Source organism: Streptomyces sp. NPDC047981, assembly GCF_040653315.1.
In the GTDB taxonomy this organism is placed as follows: Bacteria; Actinomycetota; Actinomycetes; order Streptomycetales; family Streptomycetaceae; genus Streptomyces.
This window is the reverse complement of the sequence record NZ_JBEZNQ010000019.1, coordinates 68,693-87,563: the sequence shown is the minus strand read 5'-3', so window position 1 is coordinate 87,563 and position 18,871 is coordinate 68,693. Positions and strand designations below refer to the sequence as shown.

The following is an 18,871-nucleotide window of genomic DNA, read 5'->3' as shown; positions in this document are numbered from 1 at the left end:
CGGGGGCGGTGTCAGCCGAGGATGACGTCCGTCTCCTCCGTAGCGAGGAAGGCGGGCATCGGCACGCCCAGCGGGCCCGAGGGTGTGAGCTGCATGAGGGTCGCCTTCACCTGGGCGACTCCGGACCGGTAGGCGGGCTCCTTCACCACGCCCGAGTTGGTCCAGTCGTGGACCTGGCCGTCGCAGACGGCGCGCGTGCCGCCGATACCGGCGGAACGGTCCTGCTGGACCAGCGTGCTGGAGACGAAGACCGGGCCCGCGCTGTCGTCGAGGCAGCGGTAGGTGCCCGAGAGGGTGACCGTGCCGTCGGCGGCGACGGTGCCGTACGCGTCGACGGAGAGGGCGTCGGCCGGGGCCGCCTGGGCGGTGCCGGCGGCGGCCGCGACGAGCAGGGTGCCGGCGGAGAGGGCGAGGCGGAAGCGCATGAGGAATGATCCCTTCGGGGTGGGGGGTGTATCGCCCGCCAGGGATACCGGATCACGCCATGAGCTGGCCGAAACTCACCCTATCGGGGGCGAGTTGAGGCGCTTGCGGTAGTGCATACGATCGTACGGTCCGTCCACGCGGCGCTCGACCAGCTCGTAGCCGTACCGCTCGTACATCTTCTGGTTCTCCCACATCATCGCGTTGGTGAGCAGCCGGACCTCGGGCAGGCCGAGCGCGCGGGCGCGGGACTCCACGAAGGCAAGCAGACGGCGGCCGAGGCCGGTGCCCTGGGCGTCGGGGTGGACGGCGATGTTGTCGAGGTACAGGTGGTCGGCCTCGGTCCTGAGGACCACGAGGCCGACCACCGGGTCACCGGCGACGAACACCCTCCCCGCCGCCACGTCCGCAGCGTGGTCCGCCTCCATCGGGGCCGGCACGAGACCGATCCGCTCGATGTAGTGGTGGTAGGCCGCGTCGGTGACGGCCTTCACGCGCGGAACGTCGCTCGGCTCTGCGGGGCGGATGTCGTCGGTCATGCCGACACGTTACGGCGGCGGACGATCACCTTCTTCAGCAGGGGCCAGGCCAGCAGGAGTGCGACGACCGCGTAGACGGCCACCGAGAAGGGGGTGTTGACCAGGCCGGTCAGCGAGCCGTCGCTGATCTGCAGGGCGCGGCGGAGCTGCTGTTCGGCGGCCGGGCCGAGGATCACGCCGATGACGGCGGGCAGGACGGGCAGTCCGTACCGTCGCATGCCGAAGCCGATCAGGCCGATGATCAGCAGGATGACCAGGTCCAGCGCCTCACCGCCGACCGCGTACGCGCCGACGGCCGCGAAGAAGAGGATGCCGGCGTAGAGGTACGGGCGCGGGATGCGCAGCAGCTTGGCCCAGACGGGCGCGAGCGGCAGGTTCAGCGCGAGCAGCAGGACCATGCCGACGAAGAGCGAGGCGATCAGGCCCCAGACCAGCTCGGGTTCGCGTTCGAAGAGCAGCGGTCCCGGCTGGATGCCGTACTGCTGGAAGGCGGCGAGCATCACGGCGGCGACGGCGGTCGTCGGCAGGCCGAGGGTCAGCATCGAGACGAGCGTTCCGGCGGCGGAGGCCGAGGCGGCGGACTCGGGGCCCCCGACGCCTTCGATGGCGCCCTTGCCGAACTGGTCCTTGTGCTTGGAGAGCCGCTTCTCGGTGACGTACGACAGGAACGTCGGGATCTCCGCGCCGCCGGCCGGGATCGCGCCGAACGGGAAGCCGATGACGGGGCCGCGCAGCCAGGACTTCCAGGTGCGCCGCACGTCGTCCCGGCCGAGCCAGGGCCGGCCGACCGGGATGGCCTCGCCCGCGGTGCGGCGCAGGTGCGCGGCGACCCAGAGGGCCTCGCCGATGGCGAAGAGGCCGACCGCGACGATGACGACGTCGATGCCGTCGGCGAGCTGCAGCGAGCCGAAGGTGAGGCGCTGCTGCCCGGTCATCTGGTCGAGGCCGACCAGGCCCAGGGTGAGGCCGATGAGCAGCGAGGCGAGTCCGCGGATCCGGGAGGAGCCGAGGACGGAGGTCACCGCGATGAAGGCGAGGACCATGATGGCGAAGTAGTCGGGCGCACCGATGTCGACGGCGAGCGCGGCGACGGTCGGGGCGAGCGCGACGAGCAGCAGCGTGCCGATCATGCCGCCGGTGAAGTGGCCTATGGCGGCGGCCGCGAGCGCCTGCGCGCCCCGGCCGGCCTTGGCCATCGGGTTGCCCTCGAGGGCGGCGACGACGGCCGCGCTCTCGCCGGGGGTGTTGAGCAGGATCGAGGTGGTGGAGCCGCCGAACATGGCTCCGTAGTAGATACCGGCGAACATGATGAAGGCGCCGGTCGGTTCGAGTCCGTACGTCACCGGGAGCAGCAGGGCGACCGCCATGGCGGGGCCGATGCCGGGCAGGACGCCGATGGCGGTGCCGAGGAGCACGCCGATCGCGGCCCACAGCAGGTTCATCGGGGTGAGGGCCGTACCGAAGCCGTCGATCAGGGAGTTGAGTGAGTCCATGGGTCAGAGCACTCCCATCAGCGGGCCGCCGGGCAGCGGAACTCCGAGCAGGTTGTTGAAGACGACGTAGGTGAGGAGCGACAGTCCGGCGGCGATCAGCGGGTCGCGGTGGAGGTGGCGGCTGCCGAGGGCGTACGCCGCGCCCCAGAAGAGCAGGGCTCCGGAGACGGGGAAGCCGACGGGCCCGATGAGGACGGCGAAGCCGAGGAAGACCCCGGCGAGGAGCAGGACCGTGCGCCAGTCGCTCGGCTCGGAGAGGTCGACGTCCTCGCCGCCCTCGGACTCGCCCCGGCCGCCGCGCAGGACGTCGACGGCGAGCAGGACGGCGACGACGAGCAGGCCGGTGCCGACGACCACGGGCACGGTCCTGGGGCCGACCGGTCCGCGCTGGGCGAGGTCGACGGTCATGGTGAGGGCGTCGGTCAGGACGAGGACGCCGAGGGCGAAGAGGAGCAGGCCGACGCCGAGTTCGGAGTGCTCGCGCAGCCAGGAGCGGCTACCCGCCTTGTCGATGGACGGGGTGTCGGTGTCGGTGTCGGTGGTCGTCACAGTCCCAGCTCCTTCAGTACGGAGGCGACCTGCTTGTCCTGCGCGGCGAGGAAGGCGCCGAACTCCTCGCCGGGCAGGAAGGCGTCGTTCCAGCCGTTCTTCTTCAGCGACTCGCGCCACTGCGGGGAGGCGTGCAGCTCGGTCGCGAGGCCGACGAGCTTGTCGCGTTCGGCGTCGGAGAGGCCGGGCGGGGCGACGATCCCGCGCCAGTTGATGAACTCGGTGTCGAGCCCGGCCTCGCGCAGGGTGGGGGCGTCGAGCCCGGGGACCCGCTCGGGCCCGGTGACCGCGAGCAGCCGCAGCTCGCCGGACTCGATCTGGTCGAGGTACTCGCCGACGCCCGAGACGCCGAAGGCGACCTTGTCGCCGAGGATGGAGGCGAGGAGCTCGCCGCCGCCGTCGAAGGGGATGTAGTTGACGCTCTTCGGCGCGATGCCGGCGGCCTGGGCCATCAGCATCGGGGCGAGGTGGTCGGGGCCGCCGGGCGAGGAGCCGCCGCCGACGGGCAGCTTGCCGGGGTCCTTCTTCCAGGCGGTGAGCAGGTCCTGGATGGTCTTGTACGGGGAGTTCTTTCCGACCACCACGATGTCGGGCTCCATGGTGAGGCGGGCGATCGGGGTGGTGTCGGCGAGGGTCTTCGGGGTCTTGTTGGTGTGGACCGCGCCGACGACGCCGAGGCCCATGGACATGGCGAGCTTGCCGTTGCCGTGCTCGCCGACGAGCCGGGTCAGGCCGACGGTGCCGCCGGCGCCGGGCAGGTTGAAGACCTCGATGTCGGTGGTCAGACCGGCGTCCTCGGCGTTCTTCGCCGCGGTGCGGGCGGTGATGTCGTAGCCGCCGCCGGGGGTGTTGGGGACCATGAAGCGCAGTCCGGGGATCTGGGTGCCGGTGTCGGAGCCGCCGCCGGCGGAGAGCAGGGGCGGCCCCACCAACACCAGCAGCGCGGCCCCGAGCAGGGCGAGGGGGGTGCGCAGACGCACGTGTGCCGCCTCTCGATAGGTGTGTGAAGTGGCCCACATGTTGCCCGCGCGTTAAGAACCTGTCTCTCTTCCGCAATCAACGGACGTTGTGGTCCTTGTGGTCGCGACCTAGCGTGTCGGCGTGACGAAGGTGCTGGTGGTCGACGACGACTTCATGGTCGCGAAGCTGCACAGCCGTTATGTGTCGACTGTGGACGGTTTCTCCGTCGTCGGAGTCGCGCACAGCGGCGGTGAGGCGCTGCGCCTCGCCGACCGGCTGCGCCCCGATCTCGTCCTGCTCGACATCTACCTGCCGGACATGGACGGCATCTCCGTCCTGCGCGAGCTGCGCGGTTCCGGTCTCGCCGTCGATGCGCTCTTCATCACGGCGGCGCGGGACGCGGGCATGATCCGCTCGGCGCTGCGCGCGGGGGCGCTGCACTATCTGATCAAGCCGTTCAACCAGAGCGCGCTGCAGGAGCAGCTGCGGCACGTGGCCGGTCTGCGGACCCGGCTGGACGCGCTGGAGGAGGCGCGCCAGGAGGACGTGGACCAGATCTTCGGCACCCGCCCGCCGGGCTCGCGCGAACTCCCGAAGGGCCTCGCGGCCCACACGGCGGAGCTGGTGGACGGCATCCTGCGGGCCCACCCGGAGGGCCTGTCGGCGACGGAGTGCGCGGAGGCGGGCGCGCTCTCCCGGGTGAGCGCGCGTCGCTACCTGGAGTACTTCGCGGAGACGGGCCGCGCGGAGATCACCCTGCGCTACGGGGGCACGGGCCGCCCGGAGCGCCGCTACCGCCGGCTGGGGTAGCGGCACCCGGCCCGGCGCCGGTCAGGGCGCGGTCTCGTCCCCGTCCTCGCCGAGCCGGCGCGCGATCCACTCCCGGGTCTCCTGGTCCACCTCCGGGTCGACGGCGAGGGCGTTCAGGGCCGTACGGGCCGAGGCCAGGGAGCGGACGTTGAGCAGGGCGAGGGTCGCCCGCTCGACCGCCATCCGGCGGCGGATGTAGAGCGCGGCGAGCTCCGGGAACCAGGGGTCGAGGGCGTCGACGTCGTCGGCGAGGCCGCACCAGTCGAGGGCGGGCTCCACGAGGAACCCGGCGAGCCGCCAGGTCCAGCGGCCCTCCCGGAAGTCACCGGTGTCGAGGCCGACGGCGGTGCAGGCGGCCTCGGCGGCGGCCAGCTGCCCGACGGTCGCGCGCGGCAGGTCCGCCACCGTCTCGCGCAGGATCTCGTGGCAGTACCAGTCGTCCGGCGGCACCTCGTCGTCGGCGAAGTACTTGTCCTTCGGGTAGACACGCGGCTCGGGCCCGTCCAGCCGACCGGGCGGGAGCCCTGCCTCCAGGGCCCCGCGAGCGAGGGCCCACGTCTCGGGGGTCTCCTCGTCGGGCCACTGTCCCCAGCTGTACGGGAGCGCCCGCAGCCCCTCGCGGAAGAGGGGCGTGTCGTCGGTCATCCGGCCTCCGGTCGGCCTCTCGGGGGCCCGATTCTCAGGCCCTTCTTTCCTCTGCCTTAAGTCGATCCTAAGGATCGCCGTCCCGACCGCTCCACGGGCTTTTTCGCGCTTCCCGAGGGCTAGCTTGCTGTGCGTCCCCCCACGTACCACCCACGTACCACCCTCGTGAAGGAGCTGTCCCCCCATGGTCTCTCGCCGTACCACCGCCTCTGCCGTGACCGCCACCGCCGTGCTGGCCCTGTCGGGTCTCGCCACCGCCCCGGCCTTCGCGCACGGGTCGATGACGGACCCGGTGAGCCGGGTGTCCGCGTGTTACGCGGAGGGTCCGGAGAGCCCGAAGTCGGCGGCGTGCAAGGCGGCCGTGGCGGCGAGCGGGACGCAGGCGTTCTACGACTGGAACGCGGTGAACATCGCCAACGCCGCCGGCAAGCACCGTGACCTCATCCCGGACGGCAAGCTCTGCAGCGCCGGCAACGACAAGTACCGGGGTCTCGACCTGGCGCGCGGCGACTGGCCGGCCAGCACGCTCGCCGCCGGCAAGCACACCTTCCGCTACAAGGGCACGGCCCCGCACCGGGGTTCCTTCGAGCTGTACGTGACGAAGGACGGCTACGACCCCTCGAAGCCGCTGAAGTGGTCGGACCTGGAGGCCAAGCCGTTCGCGACGGTGACCGACCCGCGGATGGAGAGCGGTGACTACGTCTTCGACGGCACGATCCCGAACAAGTCCGGCCGCCACCTGATCTACTCGATCTGGCAGCGCTCCGACTCCCCCGAGGCGTTCTACACCTGCTCCGACGTCGTCTTCGGCAAGGACAACGGCACCACCGGCGGCGCGCCCGCCCCGACGGCGTCCGCGCCGACCGACGAGGAGATCGAGGCCGGCACGGACGAGTCCTCCGTGGAGCACGGCGGCCACGGCGACCAGCACGCCGGGACCGGCGCGGAGGCGACGGCCGCGGCGCCGGAGACCTCGCAGCCGGCGGCTCCCTCGGAGCCCGCCGCCTCGGAGCCGGCCGCGTCGACCGCGCCCAACGAGCCGGCCGCCGCAGGTGAGGGCGAGCGGCTCGCCGAGACCGGTGGCGACGCCACCACGTCGTACGTGGCGATGGGTGGCGCCGCCGTCCTGGCGCTCGGCGCGGCCGTGCTCTTCGGGACGGCCCGTCGGGGCCGCGGTCGCCGCGCCGCGCGCTGAGCACCGAGCGCGCGCTAGCCGATCACGGAGAGGCAGGTGGTCGGGGTCGCGTGGGCCGGGTCGAGGGCGTTCTCCACCTCGTGGAACGTGACTCGGTCCACCGTCCCGATCGCCACGTGCTCGGAGAGGTCCAGGGCGCACTTGTCCTGGATGACGATGTTGGTGACGTTCGGACCGCTGAGGAAGCCGGAGCGGTACGGGGTCACCACCTCGTCGTACTTGGTCGCGATGACCGTGTACGTGACGCCGGGGACCGTGTCCCCGCCCTCGTTGAGGCGGGTGATGAACGGGGATCCGGCGACCTGGTCGGCGAGGCCCGGGGTGTTCTCGGAGATGAACTTCTCGACGCCGGGGAAGTACGGCAGCAGCTTGGTGAGGCCGAGGAGGGTCGTGCCGTGGTTGTCGGGGGCGATCCCGACGAGCGCGTTGATCTTCTCGGCGCCGCCGAGGAACTTCAGGTAGTGACGGGGCATCATGCCGCCCTGCGAGTGCCCGACGAGGTCGGCCTCGGCGGCGCCGGTGGCCGCGAGCACTTTGTCTACGAAGACGTCGAGCTGTTCGGCCGATTTCTCGATGGGGCCGAGTCCGTGGAAGAAGGGCACGTTCGGCAGCTGGCCGTAGTCGAGCGAGAAGACGCAGTACCCGCGGTTGACCAGGTACGGCGCGAGGACCAGCCAGTTGTCGATGGAGTTCCCGAAGGTGCCGTGGACCAGCACGACCGGGCGCGGGTGAGCGGCCGAGGGCTTGCAGGAGAAGTCGTTCCAGCCCCTGCTGGTGGCGGCGGTCTGGGCGGGCGCGGCCTGCGCGGAGGCGGTGGGGGCGAGGGTCGCGGCGGCGGTCAGCAGCAGGACCGAGAGCGTTCTGAGCGCGTGTTTCCAGGGCAGCATCGTGCGATCTCCTTGCGGCTCAAGGGAAATCAGGAACGAACGAGGCAGTAAGCCCTGCGGCCCGGACCACAAGTGGGGATGCTCTGCTTCAGGCCAAGCTACGCACGAGTAGCCTTCGCTGGGAAGTTACGCGTCGGTAAAAAGTGACTTCTCGTCAATACGGAGTAGGGGTACTCCACTTCGGGCCGTTCCGCCCAGCGCGGCCGGACGGACAGCCTCCGGGCCGAAGCGGCGGCGGGCCCGATCGGCGGCGGCCTCGGCCGCGCGGGCGCGGGAGTCGCCGGGGTCGAGGGAGAGCTGCCGGTAGGCGCTGCCGGCCGGCAGCAGGTCGTCGGCGCGGAGTGCGAAGGCGCGTACCCGGGCCCGCTGCAGGCCGAGCGCGGCCAGCAGCCCGAGGGCGGTCGCGGCGAGGGCCGGCGAGTGGCCGGTGGACTCCGGCAGGGCGCGGGTACGGGTGGTGGAGCTGCGGTCCGCGTACCGCACGGTGAGGGTGAGTCGCCCGGCGGCCAGGCCCTCGCCGCGCAGGCGCTGCCCGATCCGGTCGGCGAGGCCCAGGACCGCCCGGTGGTGCTGCGCCGGGTCGAGGCAGTCCCGCTCCAGGACCAGGTCGGCGCTCAGGTGCGCGGCGGGCTCGGACGGGGTGACCGGGCGGGGGTCGTGGCCGCGGGCGCGCTCGGCGAGGAGCCGGGCGGGGCCCGCCCCGAGGAGTCGCTGCAGGGTCGCCGGGGGCAGCTCGACGATCTGGCCGACGGTGTGCAGCCCGTACCGGCGGAGCGCGTCGGCCGTGGCGCGCCCGATCCCGGGCAGCGCGGTGACCGGCCGGGGGTACAGCCATTCCGCGGCCCGGTCGGCGGGGACCCAGGTGGTCTCGCCGGGCGCGGACGCGTCGGCGGCCATCGCCGCGAGCATCCGGTTGCCCGCGAGCCCCGCGCTGCTGTCGATGTCGTAGTGGGCCTTCAGTCGGAGTTTCGCCAACTGGACGACGTCGTAGGGGGGCAGGCCGAAGTAGCGGAGCGCCGAGGTGAGGTCGAGCTGGACGGCCTGCGGCGGGACGGCCTGGACGCGAGGCGTGATTCCGGACACCAGTTCGATTATATCTCCGTACTGGTCCCCGTTCGGCACCGTGTGCAGGTGGAGGTGGGCGATGTGCCGCTGACGTACCGTCATCCCGCGCTCCCCGGACTGGTGTAGCCGAACTTCTTCAGGTCGGCCGAACGGCTGCCGGCCGGCTGCAGGTCGGCGTACGGGTGCAGCCGGGCGCCGGTGGTGCCGTTGACCAGGACGCGGTGCGGGGCGGCGGGCGCGCTCCCGGCGGCCGGGTGCGGCTCGGCCGGTGTCGGGTGCGGCCGGTCGGCGCCGAGCAGGGCGAGCGCCGCCTCGGGTCCCCGGTCGCGGCGGGCGGCGGCGATCTCGTCCAGGTCCCAGGCCATGGTGCCGACGACGGTGCGGCGGGTGCCGCGGACCTGGACCGTGCCGCGCACGAGCAGCAGTCCGCTGTGGAAGACGGTGTGCGCGCAGGCCGGGTGGGAGTCCTCGAAGAAGGCCAGGTCGACCAGGCCGGAACCGTCCTCCAGGGTGACGAAGATGATCCGCTTGCCGCTGGCGATCGGCGGGGTCTGGGTGGAGGCCCGCACCCCGGCGACGAGCACCTGCTGCCCGGCGCGCATCCCGGCCAGGTGGGCCGCGTCGGTCGCGCCGATCTCGCGCAGCAGCCGGTGGTGGTGCTCCATCAGGTGCCGGGAGACGTCGATGCCGAGGGTGTTCAGCTCGGCGCTCAGGGCCTCGCGGCCGGTCATCTCCGGCAGCCCGCTCGGCTCCGCCCCGCCGACGGCGCCCGCGTCCAGGGGCAGTTGGCCCTTGCCGGCGGAGCGGGTGCGGGACTGCCGGTGGAGTTCGGCGATCTGCAGCAGCAGGTCGCGCCGGGTCAGGCCGTCCTCGTGGAGACAGGCCAGGGCGCCGATCTCGGCGAGGCGTTCGGCGACGGGCCGGCTCGGGTGGGCCCGCTGCCAGAAGTCCGAGAGCGATCCGTAGGGCTGCCCCTGCTCGATCCGCGCGCACTCGTCCTCGCTGATCCCGTGCACGGCGGACAGGGCGAGCCGCACACCCCAGCGGTCTCCGTCGGCCTTCTCCACGGTGTGCTTCACCCGGGAGGCGTTGACGTCGACCTGGAGGACCGGCACGCCCCTGCGGCGGGCGTCGGAGACGAGCACCCGCTTGGGCCACATGCCGGGGTCGTGCTCGAGGAGCCCGGCGAGCAGGAACGCCGGGTGGTGCGCCTTGAGCCAGGCGCTCTGCAGCGCCGGCACGGCGAAGGCGACGGCGTGCGCCCGGCAGAAGCCGTAGGCGCCGAAGGCCTCGACCGTCTCCCAGACCTGCGCGCGCACCGCCGCGCTGTAGCCGCGTGCTCCGGCCAGGCGGTGGAACCACTCCTCGATCCGGGGCAGCCGCTTCCTGTCGCCGAGCGCCCGCCGGGCGACCTCGGCCAGGGCGCGGTCGCAGCCGGTCATCACCGAGAGCGTCTCGATGATCTGCTCGTGCCAGATGGTCACGCCGTAGGTGTCGGCGAGCACCGGCTCCAGGTCGGGATGGGCGTACTGGGGCGAGCCACCGTGCCGTGCGGCGATGTACCGCTCGGGCATGCCGCCGGCGACCGGCCCGGGCCGGAAGAGGCTGATGTCGGCGATGACGTCCTGCGGGTCGCGGGGCTGGAGCCGGGACAGCAGGTCCTGCTGGCCGGGCGATTCGAGCTGGAACAGGCCGAGGGTCTCGCTCTGCTGGATGAGCTTGAAGGCGAAGACGTCATCGAGCGGCACCTGCGCGGGGTCGTCCAGGTCGACGCGGTCGCCGGTGACGCGTTCGATCTCGGCGACCGCGTGGGTCATCGAGGACAGCATCCGTACCCCGAGGACGTCCAGCTTGATGTTGCCCAGCGCCTCGATCTCCTCCTTCGCCGCCATCGCCATGGGGTACTCGCCCTGCGGGGTCGGCTGGACCGGCAGCCGGTCCAGGAGCGTCGCGTCGCTGATGACCACGCCGCAGGGGTGCATGGCCATGCCGTGGACCAGGGAGTCGAGCCCTTCGGCCAGCTCCCACAGCGGCCCGTAGCGGTGCGCCTCGGCCGCGAGGCCGCGCAGCTCGGGCAGTTCGGCGAGCGCGCCGCGGATGTCGGAGGCCCGCAGGTGCGGGAAGCTCTTGGCGATCCGGTCGACGTCCGCGGGCGCGACGCCGAGGGCGAGACCGGTGTCGCGCAGGGCGCGGCGGGCCCGGTAGGTCTCGGGCATGGCGGTGACCGCGACCCGCTCCTTGCCGAAGCGGTCGAAGATCACGTCGTAGCACTCCAGGCGGCGGGCGGACTCCACGTCGATGTCGATGTCGGGCAGCGACTTCCTGCGCACGCTCAGGAAGCGTTCGAACAGCAGGCGGTGGTCGAGCGGGTTGGCCGTGGCGATGCCCAGCGCGTGGCAGACCATCGATCCGGCGCCCGAGCCGCGGGCCGCGACCCGGATGCCCTTCTCCCGGATGTCGGCCACGACCTGGCCGACGGCGAGGAAGTAGGAGTCGTATCCCATCCGGGAGATCACCGCGAGTTCGTCGTCGAGCCGGTCGAGCGCGGCACGGTCCCGGTCGAGGCCGCGCCGGACCAGCCCTGCCTCGCTCCGCGCGCGCAGCAGCCGCGCGGCGCCGTCCGCCCCGGGCGCGGCGCCGAGCAGCTCGGGCTCGGGGAAGTGGTGGGTGCCTAGCCCCAGGTCGGCGACCGGGTCGAGGGTGCACGCGGCCGCCGCGGCGGCGGTGTCGGCAAGGAGCCGGTGGGCCCGCGCGGGATCCGCGCCCGCGCACTCGGCGATCAGCCGCGCGATGCTCGTCATCCTTCCCTCGTCCTTGAGCCAGCGCTGCCCGCTGTCCAGGCGGCGCCGGTCGATCGGCCGCAGCAGCCGCGCGGAGTCCAGGACGTCGGCGAGCCGGTGCTGCTCCGGGTCGGCGTAGCGCACGGCGTTGGTGAGGACGGCGGTGGTACGGGTGCGGTCGGCGAGCGCCACCGTCCGGGCGGCGAGCCGGAGCGACCCGGGGCCGGTGCCGGCGGGCTTGTGCGCCACGGCCTCGAGACCGAGTCCGCGGCCGAAGATCTCCTGCCAGGGGGCGAGCAGCCGGGACGCGACGTCCTCACGCCCCGCCGCCAGCGCCCGTACCGGCTCCGAGAGCGGTCCGAGCAGCACGATCAGGCCGGGGCCGCCGTGCGCGCGCAGCGCCTCCCACGGCACCACCGGCGCCGTACCGCCGAGCGCGTCGACATGGGCGGCCGAGGTGAGGCGGCACAGTCGCGCCCACCCCTCGCGGTCCCGCGCGAGCAGCGTGAACCGCAGCGGCGGTTCGACGACATGGGCGCCGCCCCGGGCAGGGGTACGCCGTCGCCGGGAGGGCGGCGGGGGCGCCAGGGCCTCCACCGCCAGGTCGACGCCGAAGACCGGCCGGACACCGGCCTCCGCGCAGGCCTTCGCGAACCGGACGGCGCCGGTGACGGTGTCCCGGTCGGTGAGCGCGAGTGCCGGTACGCCCCGCTCGGCGGCCCGCCGGACGAGGTGTTCGGGGTGGGCGGCGCCGTAGCGGACGGAGTAACCGGACGCGACGTGCAGCTGGGCGAAGCCCGCCATGTCGCACCTCCATCACTCCACCCCTTTTCGACGATTCACCCGATATGTTCATCGTACGCTCGTTCGATTACTGTACCCCCTCATCACCCCTGGTCGGCGACCCGATTCGAACACATCATCGATTCCCGCGCGAGAGGTCATGCACGCCCCGCCCGTCCGGCCTCATCCGTTCGGCCCCAGCCCGCCTGCGCGATCACTCCCCTCCCCGGAGCGTGGGGGCATGAGCCTCGTCGACGAACTGAAGAGTGCCGTCACGCCCCGCGCCGCGCTGCTGGTCATCGGCGTCTTCGCGCTCCAACTGCTGTTCATCACCTCGTACGTCGGGGCGCTCCACAACCCGAAGCCGAGGGACGTCCCCTTCGGAGTGGTCGCGCCCCCGGCGGTCTCCGCCCAGCTCGTCGGCCGGCTCGACCAGCTCCCCGGCGGACCGCTCGACGCGCGGACCGTCACCGACGAGGCCGAGGCCCGGGAGCAGATCCTGAACCGGGACATCGACGGCGCCCTCCTGGTGAACCCGGCGCGGACCACCGACACCCTGCTCGTCGCCTCCGGCGGCGGCACCGTGCTCTCCGCCACCCTGGAATCGCTCTTCACCAAGGTCGAGGCCGCCAACGGGCGCACCATCAGGACCGTGGACGTGGCCCCCGCCTCGCCCCAGGACTTCGACGGCCTCTCCGCCTTCTACCTGGCCGTCGGCTGGTGCGTCGGCGGCTACATCTGCGCCGCGATCCTCGCCATCAGCGCCGGCTCCCGCCCCGCCAACCCGGAGCGGGCGATCATCCGGCTCGGCGTGCTCGCGCTCTACGCGATCCTCGGCGGCCTCGGCGGCGCCGTCATCGTCGGCCCGATCCTCGGCGCGCTGCCCGGCAGCGTCATGGCCCTGTGGGGCCTGGGCGCCCTGGTGGTCTTCGCGGTCGGCGCGGCGACCCTCGCGCTCCAGTCGGTCTTCGGCATCGTCGGCATCGGCCTGGCGATCCTGCTGATCGTCGTGGCGGGCAACCCGAGCGCGGGCGGCGCGTTCCCGCTGCCGATGCTGCCGCCGTTCTGGAACGCGATCGGCCCCGCCCTGCCCCCGGGCGCCGGCACCTGGGTCGCGCGGTCGATCGCGTACTTCAAGGGCAACGACGTCACCGTCTCGCTCCTGGTGCTCTCGGCCTGGGCGGTCGTCGGCACGGCGGTCACGCTGGTGATGTCCTCACTGAAGCGGAAGCCGGGCACCGAACCGATCGCGGAGGAGCTCGGCGCGACGGGCGGCACGGGCGGCGCGGCGGGCGGGGCGGACGGCGCGGCGGGCGGTGCCACCGCGTGAACATCCGCTCCCGGTCGGGCCCCCGCCGAGCAGTCGGTCTCCGTCAAGCGGACGAGCCGTACGGCGGGACGTGCCGTACGCGGACACGACGCCGGCCGCCCCGCGCTTCCTCGCGCGGGGCGGCCGGCTCGTCACCGAGGGCTCAGGCGCCGTAGTACGCCCGGGTCATCAGCTCCTTCATGTCGTCGATCATCGGCATCCGCGGGTTGGCGGGCGCGCACTGGTCGGCGTACGCGTTCATCGCCTGCTGCGGCAGGGCCTCCAGGAAGGCCGCCTCGTCGACGCCCTGCGCCTGGAAGGAGGCCGGGATGCCGCACTTGGCGCGCAGGTCCTCCACCGCCTTCGCGTAGGACTCCACGCCCTCCTCCGGCGTCGCGGCCGGCAGGCCCAGCATCTTCGCGATCTCCTGGAAGCGCTCCGGGGCGCGGTAGACCTCCGCCTTCGGCCACGGTGTGGCCTTGCCGCTGACCTGGCCGTTGTGCCGGATGACGTGCGGCAGGAGCAGGGCGTTGGTGCGCCCGTGGGCGACGTGGAAGGTGTTGCCGAGGGTGTGGGCCATGGCGTGCACCAGGCCGAGGAAGGCGTTGGCGAAGGCCATGCCGGCGACGGTCGAGGCGTTGTGCATCTTCTCGCGCGCCTCGGGGTCCTTCGCCCCGTTCACCACGCACCGCTCCAGGTTCTCGAAGATGAGCTTGATCGCCTGGAGGCAGAGCCCGTCGGTGTAGTCGTTGGAGTAGACCGAGACGTACGCCTCGGTGGCGTGGGTCAGCGCGTCGAAGCCGGAGTCGGCGGTGACGTGCGCCGGGAGCCCCACGGGGAGGACCGGGTCGACGATGGCGACGTTCGGGGTGAGCGCGTAGTCGGCGAGCGGGTACTTCTGGGCGGCCGCCGGGTCGGAGATGACGGCGAAGGGGGTGACCTCGCTGCCGGTGCCGGAGGTGGTCGGGACGGCCACCAGCTGCGCCTTGTCGCCCAGACCGGGGAACTTGTAGGCGCGCTTGCGGATGTCGAAGAACTTCTCCTTCGTGTCCGCGAACTCGACCTCCGGGTGCTCGTACATCAGCCACATGATCTTGGCCGCGTCCATCACCGAGCCGCCGCCGAGCGCGACGATCGTGTCGGGCCCGAAGTCCCGCATCCGCGCGGCGCCCGCCTGGACGGTCGCGAGTTCGGGGTTGGGCTCGACGTCGTCGATGACCTGGAGGACGACCGCCGAGGGGCGGGCCTGGAGGATGTCGGTGACCTTCTGGACGAAGCCGAGCGTGCCCATGGTCCTGTCGGTGACGACCGTGACCCGCTTGAGGCCGTCCATCTCGCCCAGGTAGCGCAGGGAGTTGCGCTCGAAGTAGATCTTCGGCGGGACCTTGAACCACTGCATGTTGGTGTTGCGCCGTCCGATCCGCTTGACGTTGACCAGGTTGACCGCGGTCACGTTGTTCGAGACCGAGTTGTGCCCGTACGAGCCGCAGCCGAGGGTGAGCGACGGCAGGAAGGAGTTGTAGACGTCGCCGATCCCGCCGAAGGTGGAGGGGGCGTTGACGATGACCCGGATCGCCTTGACCCGCCTGCCGAACTCCTCGGCGAGCGCCTCGTCCTCGGTGTGGATCGCGGCGCTGTGCCCGAGTCCGTGGAACTCGACCATCCGCGCGGAGAGTTCGAGGCCCTGCTCGGTGGTGTCGGCCTTGAGGGCGGCCAGGATCGGGGAGAGCTTCTCCCGGGTGAGCGGCTCGCCCTCGCCGACCTCGTGGCACTCGGCGAGCAGGAGCGTGGTGCCTTCGGGGACCTCGAAGCCGGCCTGTTCGGCGATCCACCGCGGCGACTTCCCGACGACGTCCGCGTTCAGCTTGGCGCCGGAGCAGGAGGTGGCGTAGGCGGTGGTGCCGAAGACGTACTCCTCCAGCTTGGTCTTCTCGGCGGCGGTGACGACGTACGCGCCGAGCCGCTGGAACTCGGCGATGCCCTGCTCGTACACCTCCCGGTCGAGGATGACGGCCTGCTCGGAGGCGCAGATCATGCCGTTGTCGAAGGCCTTGGAGAGCACGATGTCGTGGACGGCCCGCTGGAGCTTGCCGCTACGGGTGACGTACGCGGGGACGTTTCCGGCACCGACGCCGAGGGCGGGCTTGCCGCAGGAGTAGGCGGCCTTGACCATCGCGTTGCCGCCGGTGGCGAGGATGATGGAGACGCCGTCGTGGTGCATGAGGCGGCCGGTGGCCGCCATGGAGGGCTCCTCGATCCACTGCACGCAGTCGGCGGGCGCGCCGGCGGCGACGGCGGCGTCGCGGACGATCCGGGCGGCCTCGGCGGAGCACCGCTGCGCGGAGGGGTGGAAGGCGAAGACGATCGGGTTACGGGTCTTCAGGGCGATCAGCGCCTTGAAGATCGTGGTCGAGGTGGGGTTGGTGACGGGGGTCATCGCGCAGATGACGCCGACGGGTTCGGCGATCTCGGTGATGCCGTTCAGTTCGTCGCGGCGGATCACGCCGGCGGTCTTCAGACCGGCCATCGAGTTCGTCACGTGCTCGCAGGCGAAGAGGTTCTTGACGGCCTTGTCCTCGAACAGTCCGCGGCCCGTCTCCTCCACGGCCAGCTGCGCGAGCTCGCCGTGGGCGCCGAGCGCCGCGAGCGACGCCTTCTTGACGATGTGGTCGACCTGCTCCTGGTCGAGCCCCTCGAACCGCCCGAGCGCCGTGAGCGCCCTCTCGACGAGTCCGTCCACCCTCTCCGTGGCCGTCTCCTCGGCCGCCGTGACCTCCATGGCAGGTACTCCTTCTTCGATCCCTTTTCTCCGACGACTCCATTCGACACCCAGGGAATACGGAAAGGGCTCGGACAAAGCCCTGACCGGGCAGGCCGAAAGCCCCTCCAAGATCGCGTGAATGCCACCGAAACAACCCCTGACCTGCGACGACGATCCAGGACTTTGGACCCTTGGCGACTTGTGAAAACTTTCACAAGAATATCGCCGGTAGGCTCTCCGGCCATGGGAAAGCATGTGCGCACCGCCGACGGCCGCCTGCTGCTGGCCGAGGAATGGGGAAATCCCGCCGGGACCCCCGTACTGCTCCTGCACGGCACACCCGGCAGCCGGCTGGGGACCGCGCTGCCCGACCTCCCCGAGCGCCGCCCCGACCTGCGCTTCTTCGCCTACGACCGGCCCGGGTACGGCGGCTCGGACCGGCACCCCGGCCGCCGGGTGGCCGACGCGGCGCGGGACGCCGCCGCCGTCGCCGACGCGCTGGGGGTGGACCGCTTCGCCGTCGTCGGACGCTCCGGCGGCGCCCCGCACGCGCTCGCCTGCGCGGCCCTGCTGCCCGAGCGGGTCCTGGCCGCCGCGGCGCTCGTGAGCATCGCGCCCCGGGACGCGGCAGGGCTCGACTGGTTCGGCGGCATGACCCCGTTCAACGTGCGCGAGTTCGGCCTCGCCACCGAGGCGCCCGAGCGGCTCGACGCGGACCTCGCCGCCCGGGCGGCGGCCATCCGGAAGGACCCGGAGCGGCTCGTCGAGGACCTGCGCGCCGAACTCTCCGACCACGACCTCCCGGTCGTCTCCGACCCCGCCGTACGCGCCACACTCCTGCGCGCCTACCGCGAGGCACTCGGCACCACGCACCACGGCTGGACCGACGACTGCCTCGCCTTCACCCACCCCTGGGGCTTCGACGTCTCCGCCATCACCACCCCGGTCCTGCTCTGGCACGGCCTCGACGACGCCTTCTCACCCCCGGACCACACCCGCTGGCTGGCCGCCACGATCCCGGACGCCACCCTCGAACTCGTCCCGGCCGCAGGCCACTTCGCCGCCCAGTACGCCCTCCCGTCCGTCCTGGACCGGCTGCTCCGGTAGCCGGGCACATCTGCCCGCTACCGGCCCTCGGTGACCTACTTGCTCCTGCCCATGACGGAGAGCAGGAGCGCGAAGATCACCAGTGCCGACAGAAAGACTCTCAGTACCGTGTGGTTCAACTCTCGTGTCGAGTAGGAGACCTCGGGTTCTTCGTCGAATCCGACGTCGATGAGGGCATGCCAGTGGGAATAGCTCGGATCACCGTCGACGAGCAGAAAGAACGTGACGGACTCCCGCCGCCCCAGCCTCCCTGGGCCGACATGAAGTTCATCTCCCTGAACCGTCACCGGTGGGGCCGCAGCACCTTGCGGCCTCGTCTCAGCACTGAGCAGCTCGAGGATCTGACGCCCGACCGCTATCTTGATCGGCTCGTTCCGGTCGAATGATGCGCTGGAGACATCCCGGCGGCTGACGTTCGTCAGGCGAATCTGTACCAATCGCGGCTCCGCGAGCGAGGTGCCGGTATGCCGGACCTCAATACGCCCGTTGAGCTGCTCCTGAAGCAAGGAGGTACTGCTCATCGCATACAGCAGACGCCGCCGTTGGGGTACACGCGATCTCAGAGTGGCCCACATCGCCCCCAACCCGACCAAGAGGGCCACGAACACTCCAACCGCAGCCCAGAAGGTGCCGGATTCATAGAAATCGCCAGTCGCGAGTGTCAGCACCTAGGCAGTGAACCAGGTTCGGACCTGGCTCCGCGTGCAAGTCGCCCAAAGCCGAGGGGCGGCACCCGGAGCCGCACGACGGCCCGGGTACCGCTCCTCACGAGGCCGGTGGCGGGTAGCCCGTCGAGCGGGCGCCCTTGAGGAGGTTCATGATCCGCTCGTGGCTGTCGCCGACGGTGTCCAGCACACGCAGCCGGATGTGGAAGGCGTCGACCTCGTCGACGAAGCGTCGGGAGAAGGAGCCCATCGTCACGGTCTCGTACGTCCCCGTGCCCACCAGCGGGAAGTTGCCGAAGAGCGGGATCCGGAAGTCCTCGCCCGCGACCAGGCCGGCCCCGGCCAGGGTGGCCACCGCTCCGGGGAGGTCCGTCCAGGGGGTCGAGTCGGGGGCGTTCTCCCCCGCCAGGACGAGCCGGAAGTCGTAGCGCTCGATCACCGCGGTGTACTGGCCGCCGTTGTAGACCCCGGCCCGCCACTCGACTCCGTTCCCGTTGCTCCCGTTCCCGTTGCCGTTGTTCCCGTCCCCGCTCCCGCTCAGCCGGCCCGTCGTCCAGTCGGCCCGCCAGCCGAGCATGGGCCGTACCGTACGGGCGTACTGGGCCCGCGCGAGGACGGCGGCCGCCGCGACCGCGAGCAGGCTGCCCAGCGGCTCCATGTCCAGCAACTGCAGCCGCCACGGCCAGTCGGTCCTGGCCTGCTCGGTCATGTTGGCGCGAACGATCTCCCAGCCCAGGACGCCCGTGAGCAGGCCGAGCAGCACGATCGGCGCCGTGTAGAGCAGCGGGCTGCGCCGGACCCTGCGCTGGGCGTCTGAGGCGGGTATCGGTCCACCGGGCCGGACGGTCACACGTTTCTCCCCACCACGAGTCCACGCGCCGGTCCCCCGGCCCACGAGGG

Annotated in this window: 16 protein-coding genes; 4 read left to right on the top strand and 12 right to left on the bottom strand. The window is 72.0% G+C overall.

Annotation, left to right across the window (positions count from 1 at the left end):
* Positions 1-11: 11 nt before the first annotated feature.
* From AB0E14_RS14305 to AB0E14_RS14285, 5 genes are all read right to left on the bottom strand, one after another.
* Positions 12-425, bottom strand: coding sequence for a DUF6299 family protein (locus AB0E14_RS14305; RefSeq protein WP_362416174.1), 414 nt, complete (start codon positions 423-425; stop codon positions 12-14).
* A 75-nt stretch (positions 426-500) separates the two neighbouring features.
* Positions 501-962, bottom strand: coding sequence for a GNAT family N-acetyltransferase (locus tag AB0E14_RS14300; RefSeq protein WP_362416171.1), 462 nt, complete (start codon positions 960-962; stop codon positions 501-503).
* Positions 959-2,455 carry a tripartite tricarboxylate transporter permease gene (locus AB0E14_RS14295; RefSeq protein WP_362416168.1) on the bottom strand — a complete coding sequence of 499 codons (1,497 nt, stop codon included), beginning with the start codon at positions 2,453-2,455 and terminating at the stop codon, positions 959-961. The genes AB0E14_RS14300 and AB0E14_RS14295 overlap by 4 nt, the downstream gene beginning before the upstream one ends.
* Positions 2,456-2,458: 3 nt before the next feature.
* Positions 2,459-3,004 (bottom strand): tripartite tricarboxylate transporter TctB family protein, encoded by a 546-nt coding sequence (locus AB0E14_RS14290; RefSeq protein ID WP_362416165.1) that lies wholly within the window; start codon positions 3,002-3,004, stop codon positions 2,459-2,461.
* Complete coding sequence (locus AB0E14_RS14285) at positions 3,001-3,984, bottom strand: tripartite tricarboxylate transporter substrate binding protein (RefSeq protein ID WP_362416162.1); 984 nt, start codon at positions 3,982-3,984, stop codon at positions 3,001-3,003. The genes AB0E14_RS14290 and AB0E14_RS14285 overlap by 4 nt, the downstream gene beginning before the upstream one ends.
* 121 nt (positions 3,985-4,105) lie before the next feature.
* On the opposite strand from AB0E14_RS14285, the gene AB0E14_RS14280 reads away from it, so the two are divergent.
* Positions 4,106-4,774, top strand: a complete 669-nt coding sequence (locus AB0E14_RS14280) for a response regulator (RefSeq protein WP_362416159.1) — start codon at positions 4,106-4,108, stop codon at positions 4,772-4,774.
* Positions 4,775-4,795: 21 nt separating this feature from the next.
* On the opposite strand, the gene AB0E14_RS14275 is transcribed toward AB0E14_RS14280, so the two are convergent.
* Entirely contained in the window at positions 4,796-5,419 is a 624-nt protein-coding gene (locus tag AB0E14_RS14275) for a hypothetical protein (RefSeq protein WP_362416155.1), read from the bottom strand.
* A 184-nt stretch (positions 5,420-5,603) separates the two neighbouring features.
* Here AB0E14_RS14275 and AB0E14_RS14270 point away from each other — a divergent pair, with 184 nt between their 5' ends.
* Entirely contained in the window at positions 5,604-6,614 is a 1,011-nt protein-coding gene (locus tag AB0E14_RS14270; protein ID WP_362416152.1) for a lytic polysaccharide monooxygenase, read from the top strand.
* Between the two features lie 14 nt (positions 6,615-6,628).
* Here AB0E14_RS14270 and AB0E14_RS14265 read toward each other — a convergent pair whose 3' ends face one another.
* The 3 genes from AB0E14_RS14265 to dnaE all read right to left on the bottom strand — a co-directional run bounded on the left by AB0E14_RS14265 (position 6,629) and on the right by dnaE (position 12,150).
* The gene (locus tag AB0E14_RS14265) at positions 6,629-7,501 is read right to left on the bottom strand and encodes an alpha/beta fold hydrolase (protein WP_362416149.1); all 873 of its coding nucleotides are present in this window, start codon (positions 7,499-7,501) and stop codon (positions 6,629-6,631) included.
* Between the two features lie 126 nt (positions 7,502-7,627).
* Complete coding sequence (locus AB0E14_RS14260) at positions 7,628-8,668, bottom strand: ImpB/MucB/SamB family protein (protein WP_362416147.1); 1,041 nt, start codon at positions 8,666-8,668, stop codon at positions 7,628-7,630.
* A complete protein-coding gene (gene dnaE, locus AB0E14_RS14255) occupies positions 8,665-12,150 on the bottom strand; it encodes a DNA polymerase III subunit alpha (RefSeq protein ID WP_362416144.1) in 3,486 nt (1,161 codons plus the stop codon). Before dnaE ends, AB0E14_RS14260 begins: the two co-directional genes overlap by 4 nt.
* 220 nt (positions 12,151-12,370) lie before the next feature.
* Between dnaE and AB0E14_RS14250 the strand changes: the two genes are divergently transcribed.
* Complete coding sequence (locus AB0E14_RS14250; RefSeq protein ID WP_362416141.1) at positions 12,371-13,459, top strand: DUF3533 domain-containing protein; 1,089 nt, start codon at positions 12,371-12,373, stop codon at positions 13,457-13,459.
* A 142-nt stretch (positions 13,460-13,601) separates the two neighbouring features.
* Here the strand turns inward: AB0E14_RS14250 and adhE are convergent, their stop codons facing one another.
* Positions 13,602-16,217: a bifunctional acetaldehyde-CoA/alcohol dehydrogenase gene (gene adhE, locus AB0E14_RS14245; RefSeq protein WP_362416138.1), complete on the bottom strand. Its 2,616-nt coding sequence runs from the start codon at positions 16,215-16,217 to the stop codon at positions 13,602-13,604.
* Between the two features lie 225 nt (positions 16,218-16,442).
* Between adhE and AB0E14_RS14240 the strand changes: the two genes are divergently transcribed.
* Complete coding sequence (locus tag AB0E14_RS14240) at positions 16,443-17,306, top strand: alpha/beta hydrolase (RefSeq protein ID WP_362416135.1); 864 nt, start codon at positions 16,443-16,445, stop codon at positions 17,304-17,306.
* Positions 17,307-17,341: 35 nt separating this feature from the next.
* Here AB0E14_RS14240 and AB0E14_RS14235 read toward each other — a convergent pair whose 3' ends face one another.
* Together AB0E14_RS14235 and AB0E14_RS14230 are read right to left on the bottom strand one after the other, a co-directional pair.
* Positions 17,342-17,974 (bottom strand): hypothetical protein, encoded by a 633-nt coding sequence (locus AB0E14_RS14235; protein ID WP_362416132.1) that lies wholly within the window; start codon positions 17,972-17,974, stop codon positions 17,342-17,344.
* Positions 17,975-18,071: 97 nt separating this feature from the next.
* The gene (locus tag AB0E14_RS14230) at positions 18,072-18,821 is read right to left on the bottom strand and encodes a hypothetical protein (protein ID WP_362416129.1); all 750 of its coding nucleotides are present in this window, start codon (positions 18,819-18,821) and stop codon (positions 18,072-18,074) included.
* Positions 18,822-18,871: the final 50 nt, after the last annotated feature.